Below are 14,718 nucleotides of genomic sequence, written 5' to 3'. Positions count from 1 at the left end.
GCCGCCGTCAGGCGGCGCTCTTCGCCTTCGCGGCATCCATCAGCGCGGTGAAGCGATCGAACAGATAGCCGATGTCGTGCGGGCCGGGCGACGCCTCCGGGTGGCCCTGGAAGCAGAACGCGGGCTTGTCGGTCAGCTCGAAGCCCTGCAGCGTGCCGTCGAACAGCGATACGTGCGTCGCACGCGCGTTCGCGGGCAGCGAGTCGGCATCGACCGCGAAACCGTGATTCTGCGACGTGATCACGACGCGCCCGTTCGCGAGATCCTTCACCGGATGATTCGCGCCATGGTGGCCCGTCTTCATCTTGAGCGTCTTCGCGCCCACCGCGAGGCCCATGATCTGATGACCGAGGCAAATGCCGAACGTCGGCACGCCGCGCTCGATGAATTCCTTCGCCGCGGCGATCGCGTAATCGCACGGCTCGGGGTCGCCCGGGCCGTTCGACAGGAAGATGCCGTCCGGATTCAGCGCGAGCGCTTCGGCCGCGCTCGACTGCGCGGGCAGCACGCTCACATGGCAGCCGCGCTCGGCCAGCATGCGCAGGATGTTGTACTTAACGCCGAAGTCATACGCGACGACGCGGTAACGCGGCGTTTCCTGCATGCCGTAGCCGCTGCCGAGACGCCATTCGGTCTGCTTCCATTCGAACGGCTTCGTCGTCGACACGACCTTCGCGAGATCCATCCCGGCCAGGCCCGGAAACGAGCGTGCGAACGCAAGCGCCTTCGCTTCGTCGTCGGAGCCCGTCAGGATGCAGCCGTTTTGCGCGCCCTTGTCGCGCAGGATGCGGGTCAGCTTGCGGGTGTCGATGCCCGCGATCGCGACCACGCCCTCGTCGCGCAAATAGTCGCCGAGCGCGCGCGTGCAGCGGAAGTTCGACGCGAGCGCAGGCAGGTCGCGCACGATGAGGCCGGCCGCATGCACCTTGGTCGCTTCGACGTCCTCGCCGTTCACGCCGACGTTGCCGATGTGCGGGTAGGTCAGCGTGACGATCTGGCGCGCGTAGCTCGGATCAGTGAGGATTTCCTGATAGCCGGTGATCGCGGTGTTGAACACGACTTCGCCGATCGTCTGGCCAGACGCGCCGATCGAATAACCGCGAAAAACCGTGCCGTCGGCAAGTGCGAGCAAAGCGGGAGAAAAAGACGGCAACACGGGAGACTCCTTGGGGGACACCCTTGCCGCCGACCTGTCTTCCTGCCGCGCACTGACTTGCGCGCCGGCGCGCGAGCCGCACGCGGCGGCAGCGCGCTCGCTTACCGGCCGGGGCAAAACGCGAAACCGCGCGGACTCGACGGCGCACGCAGGTTTCGCGGCATCGCCCGCGTCAAGCGGCGTGCGGCGGATGAAGGGGTGATGGAGGTAGGCGCTAGGGTGCGAGGTTGATTAGCACAAACTTTCGAATTATAGCGTGAAACAATCATTATCCTCAATCGCCGGACAGCTTTCCCCCAGCGCCTGCGGATGAAAATTCCGCGTACCCGAACCAGGCCGGCGGCCGACGAAACGCGCGCGTCAAGCGGAGCGCCGGTACGCGAGCGGCGAAACGCCCTTCCAGCGCCGGAACGCCCGCGCAAACGAAGACGGCTCCGCATAGCCGAGCCGCTCCGCCACCGAAGGAATCGGCAACGCCGTCGTCACCAGCAGTTCTCCGGCCAGGCGCTCGCGCATCTCACCGACGATCGTCTCGTAATCCGTCCCCTCATCGGCCAAACGCCGCCGCAACGTGCGCGCGCTCATGCCGAACTCGGCAGCGAGCGCCACCATCGTCAGGCACGGCATTGGATCGCCGGCAACGCGGCTGCGCACACGCTCGGCCCAGCCGTGGCCGCGGCCGTCATCGTCGCCGCGGCTGCGGCGCTCGAGCATGCGGCGGCATTCGTCGTCGCATGCCCGCCACGTCAGCGCGTTGCTTTGCGGCAGTTTCGAGCCCAGACACGGCGCGTCGACCGTCAGCGCGTTTTGCGCCGCGCCGAACTCGGGCATCGCACCGAACAGCGCCGCATAGAGATCCGCGTATGCGGGTCTGCGCATCTTGAGCGCAATGCCCTTGACCGGCAGATTCGCCGGGTCCAGATCGAATTGCAGGGTGATAAGCGCGGCGATCGTCATTTCGACCAGCGTGTCGCGCACATCCGCCGGCAAATCGCGGTCATCGACGATCAGCGCGGGATCACCGCCTCGCACGGCCGGGCGGATGCCGCAGAAGGTCGACGTCAGCCGCAGATGGCGCAGGCCGGTCGCGATCGCGTCGCCGAGCGTCGCGCTGCTGAGCAGCGCCAGGCCCCAGATGCCGTATGCGGTCGCGTGATAGCGCCGGCCGATCTCGATGCCGAGCGGAAAGTCCGGCCCCAGCAGCCGCTTCAGATTGCGCACGATGCGCAACTCTTGCGCCGCCGTCGACGCCACGGCCGGATCGCCCGGACCATCCGGCGCCACGCCGCTGCCCGCCAGGCAATCCCGCGTGCTCAACCCCTGCTGCGCGCCGATGTCGAGCAGCACGTCGATCCGGCCGACCGGAAACGCCGGATTCCAATGTGCACGCGCAGTCGTCATGAGTGGCCTCAAATGTTCGGAATTCGCCCAATTTGCCATTGATCAATGTTACGTTCAATGCGATCTTTCCCTCATCGAACCCGGATCGCGAATTGCGGGCCGTCATGCCAGCGAGCAGCGGCTCCGCGACGGCGATGCCCGTGCATCGCATCGCCGGGCGCATCCGGCCAACACAAGGAAACTCATGGACACCTTCCTCGACACGCGCGATTTCCTCGCTCCGCCAAGCCCGCCGCTGATCGACAGCAGGCGGCGCCCGCATGGCCTGCGCGGCCTGCGCAGCCATCTGATGGGAAAGGCGGCCGAGCTGTTGCTGCGGCCCGTGAAGCCGTCCGTGCGGCCCGCGCCGCCCGCACCGTTGATATTCCCGCCGAACGGCGGCTCGTGCCGCTTCGGCCTCACGCATTACGGTGTGACGATTTCGAATCTGCCAGACCCGCATCAATTTCTCGCTTGCAGAGCAATAATCGGCAACGCCGGCATGCGCGCATTCGACACCGATTTCGCAGCCCAGCCGGGCGACGGCCCGCTGCGCACCGCGACGCTCGTGCATGGCACGGCGGCGGCCGTCGACGGCCACTTCACACGCTATTCGATACCGCAAGACGTGGAATTGCGCGACGACGGCAGCCTGCTGCGCTTCGGCAACGAGCTGCTGCTTGCCGGCCGCTATCCCGATTTCCAATTGAAGAGCCGGCGCGCGGGCTTCGCGGTCGACCTGCGGCTGCACGCGACGGGCGACATCACCTGGCTTGCGAAAGGTCCGCTCTTCGACCATATCGTGCTCGTCACCCGCTATCGCGGCAGGATCGAGCACGAAGGCACGTCAATCGGCGTGGCGGGGCTCTGCACCTACGAATATGCACGCGGCTCGTCACCGTACCTGCTGTACAACCGCTTTCTGCCGAAAGCCGCGAAACTGCCGTGGGACGTGCTCAGCTATCACGTGATCGATCTCGATGCGGAGACGCAACTTCTGCTGTCGCACGTCCAGTTCGACGGTCATCCGACAACCTACGCGCACCTGCGCATCCTGGGCGAATGCGCGCATCGGCTCGATGCCGACGTCCATTTCCGGGTGCTGAGCCTGCAATCCGAGCCGGCCGTCGCGCCCGACGGCTCGACGATGCCGCTGCCCAGGCAGTTCATCTGGACGCTGCGCGATACGCAGGGCAACGACTTGTTCGTGATCGAAGGGACCGTCGATACGCCGATGCTGTTCGGCGTCGGCACCGGCTACGTCGGCGGCTACCGGTGGGAAGGGATGCGCGGCGCAGAGCCGATCAGCGGGCGCGGTTACATCGAGTACGTCGATCAACGTCGATGAGCGGTGCGGCACGGCGCAGCGCTTCGTACCCGGCAGACCCCGGCTCGACGGTGCGAACCGGCCGCGCGCCGCGCCCGCGCTGCCGCCGCAACCCGCCCGGACAATACAGCGGACCGGCGCAGTTTCGCTTGCCCGGTCCGATTGAGACGCCCGACGGCAAAGCCTGCTCCGCAGCACGACGGGAGGCGGCCCGTATATATAATCCGGAATCCTCATCGTAGGGCCCGTCCCATGAAAACGATCACGCAACGGCTCGTCGCGATCGCGTGTTGCATCGCATTCGCCGCATCCGCCGCCGCGCTCGCGCAACGCCACACCGCTTCTGACGCCGCGCCGCATTGGGTCGCCGCATGGGCGAGCGCGCTGCACGCGATTCCGGACCCGTCGTATGGCGCAGTGGATGTCGCGGGCCGCACCGTTCGCGAGATCGTTTACCCGACGCTTTCCGGCCACGCCGCGCGCATTCGCGTGAGCAACGCATACAGCGATACGCCGCTCGTGGTCAACGCGCTGCGCATCGCGCCTTCGACAGGAAGCAGCGCCGCGCTCGCGGCACCCCACTCGGCCGTCGTGACGTTCGGCGGCCGGCGTGCGATCGAACTGCCGCCCGGTCAGGATGCGCAGAGCGATCCGATCGAATTCGACATCGACGCAGGCAAGCCTTACGCGCTCAGCCTGTATGTCGGCGAGCGGCAGACGATGCGCGCATGGCACGGCACCGCCATGCAGGTCAATTACGTGTCCGAGCCGGGCGACCATACATCGGATGCGAATGCGCGCGCCTATCCGACCAGCATCACGAATTCCGCTTGGGTGACGGAACTCGCGGTCGCCGCGCCGCCGTCACGACGCGCCGCGGCGATCGCGGCAGTCGGCGATTCGCTCACGGACGGCCTGCACTCCAGCACGAATCTGAATCGCCGCTGGCCGGACGAGTTTGCCCGGCGCCTCGCACAAGCGGGCGAGCGCGAACTCGGCGTCGTCAATCTCGGCATCAGCGGCAACCGACTGCTCACCGATTCGCGCTGCCTCGGCGTCGCGCTCGAAAAGCGCTTTGCGCGCGACGTACTGGCACGCTCCAGCGTGAAGGTCGCAATCCTGATGATCGGCGTGAACGATATCAACTTCATCGCCGCGCCCGTGCCGCTATCGGGCGTCGATTGCTTCGCCCCGCGCATCAAACCGGATGCCCAGGCGCTGATCGACGGCTATCAGCGCATGATCGCCGCCGCGCACGAGCACGGCATTGCGATATTCGGCGGCACGCTGACACCGACGTCAATGCCGCCCGAACGCGAGGCTGTACGCCAAAAAGTGAACGCGTGGATCCGGAGCTCGGGTGCATTCGACGGAATCGTGGATTTCGACGCCGCGGTGCGCGATCCGGCGAATCCATCGGCACTCCTGCCGAATTACAACAGCGGCGACGACATTCACCCGAACGATGCGGGTTATGCGGCGATGGCCAAGGCCGTGCCGATCGACCCAATCACGGCCCGCGCCGAGGCGCGGTGAACCCCGCGGCGTCATGCGACGCGCGGCAAACGTGCGCGTCGAACGGCCGCCCAAATCGAAACGTCCGGATGGCTCGGCGCACACCGCCCTTGCGCCGCCGCGTCCATGCATGCGCGCGCAACGCGCTCGCCACGCAACCGGTTTTATTCGCCGCGCCATTCAGTCATCCGCGTCTCGTCGATATCGCGCTTTTCATGGATTAGACGCTTACGCTTGTCATTATTTTTTTGACAAGCACGGATGCGGCATCAAGAATCGCCGCATCATGATCGCACGCAGGCCCGACTCCGATCATCCGGCAATTGCGAGCCGCTACAATCGCCTACACTTGCATGGCGAACAGGCAATGGATTCAACGCCCGAGCATGCGTCAAACACCAATTAGATTTTGGCGTCTTTCCGCAAAACCGCCTGTGCCGGTCGGCACGCGAGCCGGCGGCACGGCTCTCCGCGCCTTTCGGCCATCGGCGGCGGTAAACATAGATTTATCCAGTTTATTGGAAAAATAAAATCCACCAAATAATGAGCAGGCCATGCCAGCTTACCCTCGGATATCAGTCATCATTCCGGCATTCAACGCAGCACGCTTTATTGGCGAGGCTGTCGAATCCATTTTGACGCAAACGTACCAAGATTTTGAAGTAATCGTCGTCAATGACGGCTCGACCGACAACACAGCCCATCTACTCAATCAATTTCTCGGCGATCCCCGCGTTCGGGTGATTACCTTTGCAACCAACCAAGGAGAGGCCGTCGCCACCAATGTCGCCATAGCCGCGGCGCGCGGGACGTACATTGCCAGGCTCGATGCCGACGATGTTGCACTGCCGGAGCGCCTGGCCTATCAGGTGGACGTGCTGGATCACAATCCGCACGTCACGCTGACAGGAGGCAACGTGAATATCCTCGGTCAGGATAATCGGTCCAGCGTCATGCTGGCGGATGCGGACATCAAGTGTGCGCTACTCGACGGCGGCGGCCATTTTATTACGTCGACGACCATGTGGCGCCGATGCTGGTTCATGGCGCGGAATATTTGGTGGAATCCGGCCCTGCCGTCCGCTCGCGATCATCGTTTTTGGATCGACGCGATGCTGGCCGGCGCACACTTCGCAAATATCGACCGGGTGCTTGCACTTTACCGGCTGCACGAAACCAACATCAGCCGCGATATAGGCGCGATGCGCATTGCCGTGCATCAAAATAGAGCAGTGATTTTGCATGCCTTTTATCCGGAGCTTACGGAAGCCGAACGCAACACCCTGCTTCCGCTCATTGAATGCCAGCAATATGGCGTCGAGCATTTGACCGATATCCGGCAATTAAATGCATGCATCGAATTGCTGCGGCGCATGCATCGCAAAACGACGTCTTATTATGGAGAAAATCCATCGGCATTGATTATATATATTCAGTATTGGTACGACAGCGCGTGCGCGCGCATCGAAGCGTTGCAGGCGGCCGGATCGAGCTGAATGCCGCCGGCGCGAGCGCCCGAAATGCCGGTCCTCCGCCATCGAAAGCCAACGCCCCCCTCACGCCCGCGAGCGGCGGCAATAAAAGATGAAACGCTGTCGGCGCAGCCTCGTCAAGCTTTCCCAATCCTTTCGGCCTACGAAAAGTTTCATCCCTTTTCGGTTTGAGTAAGCATGCGCACAGAACGGTTGACGCAATCCAATACCCTGAGCGCTCGGTGACCTTTTGTGAGAGGAATAGAAGAATGAAACCGACGGCACACAGGCATGCACTCAGGCATTGGTTCTACTCAGTTGTCTATGGCGTCGGCATTGCGCTAGGCGCATCGCACGCGGCCAGCGCAGCTTCACCGAATACCAACCTACTGGCGCCGCACTGGGTCTCCGCGTGGGCGACCGCACTCGAGCCCATCCCCGATAATTCGCAGGCCATCTTCCCGACGCCCGATGTCGGAGGACGCACGTTCAGACAGATCGTCTACCCGACGCTCTCCGGGCAGGCCGTGCGCATCCGCGTCAGCAACGCCTACAGCAATGCGCCGCTCGTGGTCAAAGCGTTGAGGATCGGCCAGTCGGCGGGCGGCGCTGCGCTCACCGCCAACAGTTCAGTCGCGGCGACGTTCAGCGGCGCGACCGAAGTCACGCTGTCGCCCGGTCAAGAACTGGACACGGACCCCATTCCCTATGCCGTGAAGGCGGGCGTGCCGTATGCGCTCAGTCTGTATCTGGGCGATCAGCAGAAAATGACGGTGTGGCACGGTGTGTCGAACCAGGTCAATTACGTGTCCGACGTCGGCGATCACACGAGCGACACGGCAGCCGACGCCTACCAGAACGGCATCACGCATTACGCATGGATGACGGAGCTGGCGGTGCAAAAGCATCTGCCGTTCGCCTCGACGGTTGCCGCCATCGGCGATTCGCTCACCGACAGCGAAGGCTCGAGCGTGAATCTGAACCGGCGCTGGACCGATGCGTTCGCGGCGCGTCTCGCGAAAGTCGGCGCGCGCGAGATCGGCGTTCTCAACCTCGGCCTCACCGGCAACCGGCTGCTGAACGATTCCGTGTGCTACGGCGCGGCCGTGGAAAACCGCTTCGAACGAGACGTGCTCGCGCACCCCGGCGTCAAGGTGGTGATCCTGCAAGCCGGCGATAACGATATCGGCTTCGCGGCAGCGCAGCCGCAGCCTGGGCTCGATTGCCTCGCGCCGCACAAGCAGGGCGACTTCCAATCATTGGTCGACGGCTATCAACGGATCATCGCCGTCGCGCACCAGCACGGCATCTCGGTGATCGGCGCAACGCTCGCGCCGGCGTTGCTGTCGCCCGCGCCGCTCGAGCAAACCCGCCAACAGGTGAATACATGGATCCGGACGTCGGGCGCGTTCGACGGCGTCGCGGACTTCGACGCCGCGTTGCGCGATCCCGCCAATCCGTCGGTCATTCAGGCGCGCTATCTCAGCAGCGACGGCCTGCATCCGAATGATGCGGGCTATGCGGCAGTGGCCAATGCCGTGCCCCTCTGGGAAGTGATCATTCAATCGTTGCGCTATCGCCGTTAAGCCATTGGGCCCGGCCGCCGGCGCGCGCCGCGGCCGGGCCCGCGGCCGGTCACCCGATCCTCACACGACCTCGCGCGCCGGCTTGGCGGGCGTGCGATCCGGCAATGCATACCAGACCGCGCTTGCGAGTTGCAGCGCGATCAGCAAACCCCACGCAGTCAAATGCGCGTGCACCGGATAGTGCGCCGCCTGCGTCGGCCACTGCGACAGCACCGCGCCGACGCCGATTTGAAACCCGAAAATCAACACGAAAATGACCAATGTGAGCGTCGTATTCGCACGGCCGATCAAGTGCGCCGGAAAATATTCGGCGAGCACCGCATAGCTGAGGATGCCGACTCCGCCGAACACGCCATATGCCGACCACAGCAGCGCGGCGGGTAACGGCGCGCGCAGCATGATCGCGAGCTGGGTCGCGACGAACAGCATCATTCCGATCCCGCAGAACGCATACAGCGACACGCCGCGCCGCTCAAGGCCACGCGCAGCCGCGCCGAAACCGACGCACCCCGCCATCATCGCGAAGCCGAGCACCGACACGAGCGCGGCCGCATCGTGCGGCGCATACCCGCCGACGTCGCGCAGATACGCACCGACCCACAGTGACTGCATCGCATAAAACACGCCTTGCGTGACGACCGAGAACGACGCGATTTTCCAAAACGCACGATTCGTGATGATCCGCCAAGTGCCGACGAACTGGCTTGCAATACCCGCATCGCGGCGCTCCTGGTTCGCATCGGGTGCGAACACCCACAGTGCCGCGGCCACCGCGACAGTCATCACGCCGAGCCCTACGCATACCGCACGCCAGCCGGAAAAGCTCAACAACCACGACAGCGGCGAGCCGACCACCACGCCGCCCAAACCGCCCACCGCCATCACGAAGCCGTTCATAAGCGGCAGCCGCGCGATCGGGAAATGCTGCGCGAGCGCCTTGAACGCGCCGCCCAGGCATACCGATACACCGATGCCGATCATCAGCCGCCCGGCCATCATCGCGCCGACACTGTGCGCGGCCCCGAACACCCACGCGCCCGCCGCCGCGACCAACAGCAGCGCGGCGCAGACGCGGCGCGGGCCATAACGGTCGAGCAACACGCCCGCTGGAATCTGCGCGAGCGCGAAACCCAGGAAATAGAGGCTCGTCAACAGCCCGAGATCGGCGGCCGACAGGCCGAGATCACGGGTAATCAAAGGCGCGAAACCGAGATTCACGCCCCGATAGACATAGGAAACGAAATAGCCGATCGCGAACAACGCGAATACGCGGAACTGCACGAAGGACATGGTGGTCACCGACGCAAAAACGCCGGGCCGACGGCGCTCGGCGCAAGAGCGGACACAAGCACGGCGGCCGGGCGCAAACAAAAACGCCGTCACCCAGGTGACGGCGTTTTCCGATGATAGTCGACGCTTGGCCGCGGCGCCGAAAGCCCCTGCCGCGCGCGCCCTTTCGTCTTACTTTTTCTTGCCCTTGCGGCCCGTCGCCTTCGCGGGCGCAGCTTTCACCGCAGCCTTGGCCGAGCTTCTGGCCGGCGCCTTCGCTTCAGCCTTGCGGCCTCGGCCCGTCGCACGGCCGCCGGTATGCAGGCTCGCACGCTCGATCCGGCCGCCCGACGCCGCCGTCGCGATCCGCTGCGGCCCAGGCTCGGCCGGCACCGCGCGGCCGACCGGCACGTGCAGCACGAGCGTCTGGCCCGGCATCACGACCGAGCGGCGGGTGCGGTTCCACGCATGCAATTGCGCGACCGACACGCCGTAGCGGCTCGCCACCATCTCCATCGACTGCTTGCGCCGCACGCGAATCAGCATCTTGCGCGTATCCGGCACATCCGGCTCGATCGCGAGCACACCGTTTTCCGCGACATCGGCGCTGATGTCCTCGTCATCGTCGTCGCCGCGCGGCACGACGATCGTCGAGCCCGGCTTCAGCCGCATGCCGGCCGGAATCTTGTTCACCTGCATCAGCGTGTCCGCGTCGACGCCTATCTTCTCCGCGAGCGCGGCCGGCCGCTCGCGCTCGGTTACGGTGTACGTGGTCCAACTCGACAATTGACCGTCATACGACTTGAGGTTCTTGCCGAACGCGGCGGCGTTGTCGAACGGCAGCAGGATCTGCGGCTGCGTCGCGCCGAGGATCACCGGCTTCGAGAACGAAGGATTGAGCGACTTGAATTCGTCGAGCGGCAGGTTCGCGAGTTTCGCCGCCACCTTCACGTCGATGTCGCGCGACGTCGTCACGGTTACGAAATACGGGTGATTCGGAATCTCGGGCAGCGTGAGACCGTATTGCTTCGGGTTCATCACGATGTTCTTCACCGCCTGCAGCTTCGGCACATAGTTGCGCGTCTCGTTCGGCATCCGCAGGCTCTGATAATCGGTCGGCAGGCCCGCTGCCTGATTGCGCGCGATCGCGCGCTGCACGTTGCCCTCGCCCCAGTTGTAGGCGGCAAGCGCGAGATACCAGTCGCCGAACATGTCGTGCAACCTAGACAGGTAGTCGAGCGCGGCGCTCGTCGAGGCCAGCACGTCGCGCCGCTCGTCCTGCCACATGTTCTGCCGCAAGTTGTACGTGCGGCCCGTGCCCGGCACGAATTGCCACATCCCCGCGGCTTTCGCAACCGACAGCGCCTGCGGGTTGTACGCGGATTCGATGAACGGCAGCAGCGCAAGCTCGGTCGGCATGTGGCGCGATTCGAGCTCCTCGACGATGTGATACAGATACTTCTGCGAGCGCTCGGTCATCCGCTGCACGTAGTCGGGACGCTGCGCATACCACTGCGCCTGCATGTCGACGAGGTCGGTCTGGAGATCGGGAATCTGGAAACCGCGGCGGATGCGCGCCCAGAGATCGCTGTCGGAAGTCGTCAGATCGCCGACCGATTGTTTGTCGACGTCGACGGTTTCTTTCGCGGTGGCGGACTTGCGGATGAAATTCGACGCGGCCTGCGCATCGGACGCTGCCGCCGGACCTTGAGCGGTAGGCCCCGTGCCCGCGCACGCGGCGAGCATCAGAACCAACAGCGCGCTAATGAAGAATCGCATGAAAAATCTCGGCTTCCAACTGCTGGAAATTGCAGGCGATAGTACGAAAGTGCGCCGTTCGCGTCAATAAAAACACCGAAAAAACCTGCTAATTCGGATATTTGGGGCCGATTCTCTAGATTTCGGATGAGCATCCCCCCACTCGAAAGTAGGTTGGATTACCGAAACCGGTTTTTCCACTCGCGCATCAAGGTGAACGCGGTGAGCCGGTCCGGCACGGGCTCGTGCAACTCGGCCGCGAGCGTCGCGCGGATCGACGCGCTGTCCGCGCGCAGGAACGGATTGACGGCACGCTCGTGGGCGATCGTGGTCGGCAACGTAGGCGCGCCGCGCGCGCGGCGCGCGAGCGCGTCGTCGCGCCAGGCCGCGAGCGCGGCGTTGTCCGGCTCGCAGGCGAGCGCGAATCGGATGTTCGACAGCGTGTATTCGTGCGCGCAATGCACGCGGGTGTCGCCCGGTAGTGCGGCGAGCGCGTCGAGCGACGCGAGCATCTGCGCGGGCGTGCCCTCGAAAAGGCGCCCGCAGCCGCACGAGAACAGCGTATCGCCGCAAAAGAGGTGCGGCGCGGCATTCGCCGGCCCCGCCGGCTGGAAATACGCGATGTGCCCGCGCGTATGGCCCGGCACGTCGATCACGTCGAACTCGACGGCCGCACCCGACGCGAGCCCGACCCGCACACGCTCGCCGCCCGCGACGCGCCGCGTCACGTGCTCTATCGCTTCGTTCGCGGGCGCAAACACGGCGATTTCGCGATCTCGAGCGAGCGCGCTCAACTCGGCCACTCCGCCGACATGGTCGCCGTGGTGGTGCGTGAGTAAAATAGCGCTTAGCCGCCAGCCTCGAGCGTCGAGATAGCGGCGCACCGGCTCGGCTTCGCCCGGATCGACGACGAGCGCATCGCGGCCGTCGGATACGACCCAGACGTAGTTGTCGTCGAATGCCGGCACCGGCACGTATTCCAGCTCGTTCATGGGCGCGCACTCACCATATATGTCTGACCGTTCGATTATAGACTGGCCCGCCTGGAGTGCCTCTCCGCCCGGACGCTACGTGCTGGGCTGGGAGCAGGCGCAACTCGACCGCATGGTGTCCGACGTGTTCGGCTTCCACGCGCTGCAGCTCGGGCTGCCGCAACTGGACGCGCTGCGCGAGAACCGGATGCCGTACCGCGGGCTCGTGCTCGACCCTGCCAGCGGCGCGAGCGCGCCGTACCACTACCCGTGGGCGCGCGAAGCGCATAGCCCGGAGCACGCGCCCGCCGGACGCAGCACGGTCTGGTGCGATCTGCTCGATCTGCCGTTCGAATCGCAAAGCGTCGATCTCGTGGTGATGCCGCATACGCTCGAGTTCACCTCCGATCCGCACCGGCTGCTGCGCGAGGTCGAACGCGTGCTGATGCCGGAAGGCCAGCTCGTGATCACGGGCTTCAATTCGTTGAGCCTCTGGGGCGCAAGGCAGTCGGTCGGCAAGATGACGAACCGGCCGTTCGTGCCCGCGACGCTCGAGCGGATCACGTTCATCCGGCTGAAGGACTGGATCAAACTGCTTGGCTTCGATCTCGAACGCGGCCGCTTCGGCTGCTACCGGCCGCCGCTGTCGACCGACAAGTGGCTCAACCGCTACGCATTCATGGAGGCCGCGGGCGACCGCTGGTGGCCGATTTTCGGCGCCGTCTACATGGTGACGGCGATCAAGCGCGTGCGGGGAATGCGGCTCGTCGGCCCGATCAAGGTCAAGAAACCGGTGCTGAAGCCGGGCCTCGCGCCCGCGGCCACCCCGACCACCCACCAAGAACATTCATGACGCAGCAAATTATCGACATTTATACCGACGGCGCCTGCAAAGGCAATCCTGGCCCCGGCGGCTGGGGCGCACTGCTGCGCCACGGCACGCAGGAGAAGGAGCTTTTCGGCGGCGAAGCCGGCACGACCAACAACCGGATGGAACTCACCGCGGTCATCGCCGCGCTCGAAGCGCTCAAGCGGCCGTGCAAGGTGATCGTCCACACCGATTCGCAGTACGTGCAAAAAGGCATCAGCGAATGGATTCACGGCTGGAAGAAAAAAGGCTGGGTGACGGCCGCGAAGACGCCGGTGAAAAATGCCGACCTCTGGCAGAAACTCGACGCGCTCGTCGCGCGGCACGACGTGGAGTGGCGCTGGGTGAAGGGCCATGCCGGCCATCCGGAAAACGAACGCGCGGACGCGCTCGCGAACCGCGGTGTCGCATCGCTCGAATCGGCATGAACCCGGCTGGCCGCGCTGCGCGCCTCGCCGCCGGCTGCCGCCGGCCGTCCCTGCCGCGCCCGGGCGCCGGCCGGTTCGCGCGCCGCGGCCGCCTGCCGAGCGCGGCATGCGCACGAGCGGCCCGGCCGCGCACCGCCACGCCGGCGGCCCAGCGCGCGAGCGATCCGCTGACGGCCTAAGCCGTTCGCAAACCGCTCGCGCGCCCTTGCTTTCACGATTAACCCGAACCTCGCTTCCTCCATGCGCCAGATCATCATCGATACCGAAACCACCGGCCTGAACCCGCGCGCCGGCGACCGCATCCTCGAAGTCGGCTGCGTCGAGCTGCTGAACCGGCGGCTCACCGGCAATAACCTGCACTTCTACATCAACCCCGAGCGCGACAGCGATCCCGCCGCGCTCGCGGTGCACGGGCTGACGACCGAATTCCTGAGGGACAAGCCGAAATTCGCCGAGATCGTCGATGCGCTGCGCGACTTCATCCGCGGCGCCGAACTCATCATCCACAACGCGCCGTTCGACATCGGCTTTTTCAACGCCGAATTCGACCGGCTCAGCCTGCCGCCGATCACCGAAGACTGCGCGGGCGTCATCGACACGCTCGTGCAGGCCAAGCAGATGTTCCCCGGCAAGCGTAATTCGCTCGACGCACTCTGCGACCGCTTCGGAATCAACAACTCGCACCGTACGCTGCATGGCGCGCTGCTCGACTCGGAACTGCTCGCCGAGGTCTATCTCGCGATGACGCGGGGCCAGGAAAGTCTCGTCATTGATATGCTCGACGAAGGCAGTCACGCGCAACACAACGGCAACGCGCCGCGCGTGACGTTCAGCGGACTCGATCTGCCGGTGCTCGCGGCGACGGCGGACGAACTCGCCGAACACGACGCGCAGCTCGATGCGCTCGACAAGGCCGTCAAGGGCGCCTGCATCTGGCGCAGCGCGGCAGCGGCCGGCGACGCGGCGGCAAGCAGCGACGCATAAAATC

General features: G+C 65.0%; 12 protein-coding genes. 7 read left to right on the top strand and 5 right to left on the bottom strand.

The features are described 5' to 3' along the window. Nucleotides 1-7 precede the first annotated feature (7 nt). Both carA and BSIN_RS07625 read right to left on the bottom strand, forming a co-directional pair. On the bottom strand, nt 8-1,156 hold the full coding sequence (gene carA / locus BSIN_RS07630) for a glutamine-hydrolyzing carbamoyl-phosphate synthase small subunit (RefSeq protein WP_059513866.1): 1,149 nt from the start codon (nt 1,154-1,156) through the stop codon (nt 8-10). A gap of 360 nt (nt 1,157-1,516) precedes the next feature. Then, nucleotides 1,517-2,557: an AraC family transcriptional regulator gene (locus tag BSIN_RS07625; RefSeq protein ID WP_089340045.1), complete on the bottom strand. Its 1,041-nt coding sequence runs from the start codon at nt 2,555-2,557 to the stop codon at nt 1,517-1,519. Nucleotides 2,558-2,741: 184 nt separating this feature from the next. Here BSIN_RS07625 and BSIN_RS07620 point away from each other — a divergent pair, with 184 nt between their 5' ends. The 4 genes from BSIN_RS07620 to BSIN_RS07605 all read left to right on the top strand — a co-directional run bounded on the left by BSIN_RS07620 (nt 2,742) and on the right by BSIN_RS07605 (nt 8,436). Next, a complete protein-coding gene (locus BSIN_RS07620) occupies nt 2,742-3,884 on the top strand; it encodes a DUF6670 family protein (protein ID WP_089340067.1) in 1,143 nt (380 codons plus the stop codon). Nucleotides 3,885-4,115: 231 nt separating this feature from the next. Continuing rightward, nucleotides 4,116-5,399 (top strand): SGNH/GDSL hydrolase family protein, encoded by a 1,284-nt coding sequence (locus tag BSIN_RS07615; RefSeq protein ID WP_089340044.1) that lies wholly within the window; start codon nt 4,116-4,118, stop codon nt 5,397-5,399. A 533-nt stretch (nt 5,400-5,932) separates the two neighbouring features. After that, the gene (locus BSIN_RS07610; RefSeq protein WP_089340043.1) at nt 5,933-6,874 is read left to right on the top strand and encodes a glycosyltransferase family 2 protein; all 942 of its coding nucleotides are present in this window, start codon (nt 5,933-5,935) and stop codon (nt 6,872-6,874) included. Nucleotides 6,875-7,119: 245 nt separating this feature from the next. Then, nucleotides 7,120-8,436, top strand: a complete 1,317-nt coding sequence (locus BSIN_RS07605; protein ID WP_089340042.1) for an SGNH/GDSL hydrolase family protein — start codon at nt 7,120-7,122, stop codon at nt 8,434-8,436. A gap of 60 nt (nt 8,437-8,496) precedes the next feature. Here BSIN_RS07605 and BSIN_RS07600 read toward each other — a convergent pair whose 3' ends face one another. The 3 genes from BSIN_RS07600 to gloB all read right to left on the bottom strand — a co-directional run bounded on the left by BSIN_RS07600 (nt 8,497) and on the right by gloB (nt 12,455). Further along, nucleotides 8,497-9,726: an MFS transporter gene (locus BSIN_RS07600; RefSeq protein WP_089340041.1), complete on the bottom strand. Its 1,230-nt coding sequence runs from the start codon at nt 9,724-9,726 to the stop codon at nt 8,497-8,499. Nucleotides 9,727-9,897: 171 nt separating this feature from the next. After that, a complete protein-coding gene (locus tag BSIN_RS07595; RefSeq protein ID WP_089340040.1) occupies nt 9,898-11,484 on the bottom strand; it encodes a transglycosylase SLT domain-containing protein in 1,587 nt (528 codons plus the stop codon). Between the two features lie 158 nt (nt 11,485-11,642). Then, nucleotides 11,643-12,455 carry a hydroxyacylglutathione hydrolase gene (gloB, locus tag BSIN_RS07590; RefSeq protein WP_089340039.1) on the bottom strand — a complete coding sequence of 271 codons (813 nt, stop codon included), beginning with the start codon at nt 12,453-12,455 and terminating at the stop codon, nt 11,643-11,645. A 19-nt stretch (nt 12,456-12,474) separates the two neighbouring features. Here gloB and BSIN_RS07585 point away from each other — a divergent pair, with 19 nt between their 5' ends. The 3 genes from BSIN_RS07585 (at nt 12,475) to dnaQ (ending at nt 14,714) form a co-directional block, all read left to right on the top strand. Next, nucleotides 12,475-13,287, top strand: a complete 813-nt coding sequence (locus BSIN_RS07585; protein WP_059513890.1) for a class I SAM-dependent methyltransferase — start codon at nt 12,475-12,477, stop codon at nt 13,285-13,287. Further along, a complete protein-coding gene (gene rnhA, locus BSIN_RS07580) occupies nt 13,284-13,730 on the top strand; it encodes a ribonuclease HI (RefSeq protein WP_059513893.1) in 447 nt (148 codons plus the stop codon). Before BSIN_RS07585 ends, rnhA begins: the two co-directional genes overlap by 4 nt. 240 nt (nt 13,731-13,970) lie before the next feature. After that, on the top strand, nt 13,971-14,714 hold the full coding sequence (gene dnaQ, locus BSIN_RS07570) for a DNA polymerase III subunit epsilon (RefSeq protein WP_059513899.1): 744 nt from the start codon (nt 13,971-13,973) through the stop codon (nt 14,712-14,714). Nucleotides 14,715-14,718 lie beyond the last annotated feature (4 nt).

The organism is Burkholderia singularis, assembly GCF_900176645.1.
GTDB lineage: Bacteria > Pseudomonadota > Gammaproteobacteria > Burkholderiales > Burkholderiaceae > Burkholderia > Burkholderia singularis.
Note: the sequence above shows the minus strand (reverse complement) of the source record. Positions and strands in the feature narration are given on the sequence as shown.

Coding starts and splice junctions, on each gene's coding strand:
- BSIN_RS07625 (WP_089340045.1), bottom strand. CDS start 2,557: ATGACGACTGCGCGTGCACATTGGAATCCGGCGTTTCCGGTCGGCCGG.
- BSIN_RS07620 (WP_089340067.1), top strand. CDS start 2,742: ATGGACACCTTCCTCGACACGCGCGATTTCCTCGCTCCGCCAAGCCCG.
- BSIN_RS07615 (WP_089340044.1), top strand. CDS start 4,116: ATGAAAACGATCACGCAACGGCTCGTCGCGATCGCGTGTTGCATCGCA.
- BSIN_RS07610 (WP_089340043.1), top strand. CDS start 5,933: ATGCCAGCTTACCCTCGGATATCAGTCATCATTCCGGCATTCAACGCA.
- BSIN_RS07605 (WP_089340042.1), top strand. CDS start 7,120: ATGAAACCGACGGCACACAGGCATGCACTCAGGCATTGGTTCTACTCA.
- BSIN_RS07600 (WP_089340041.1), bottom strand. CDS start 9,726: ATGTCCTTCGTGCAGTTCCGCGTATTCGCGTTGTTCGCGATCGGCTAT.
- BSIN_RS07595 (WP_089340040.1), bottom strand. CDS start 11,484: ATGCGATTCTTCATTAGCGCGCTGTTGGTTCTGATGCTCGCCGCGTGC.
- gloB (WP_089340039.1), bottom strand. CDS start 12,455: ATGAACGAGCTGGAATACGTGCCGGTGCCGGCATTCGACGACAACTAC.
- BSIN_RS07585 (WP_059513890.1), top strand. CDS start 12,475: ATGTCTGACCGTTCGATTATAGACTGGCCCGCCTGGAGTGCCTCTCCG.
- rnhA (WP_059513893.1), top strand. CDS start 13,284: ATGACGCAGCAAATTATCGACATTTATACCGACGGCGCCTGCAAAGGC.
- dnaQ (WP_059513899.1), top strand. CDS start 13,971: ATGCGCCAGATCATCATCGATACCGAAACCACCGGCCTGAACCCGCGC.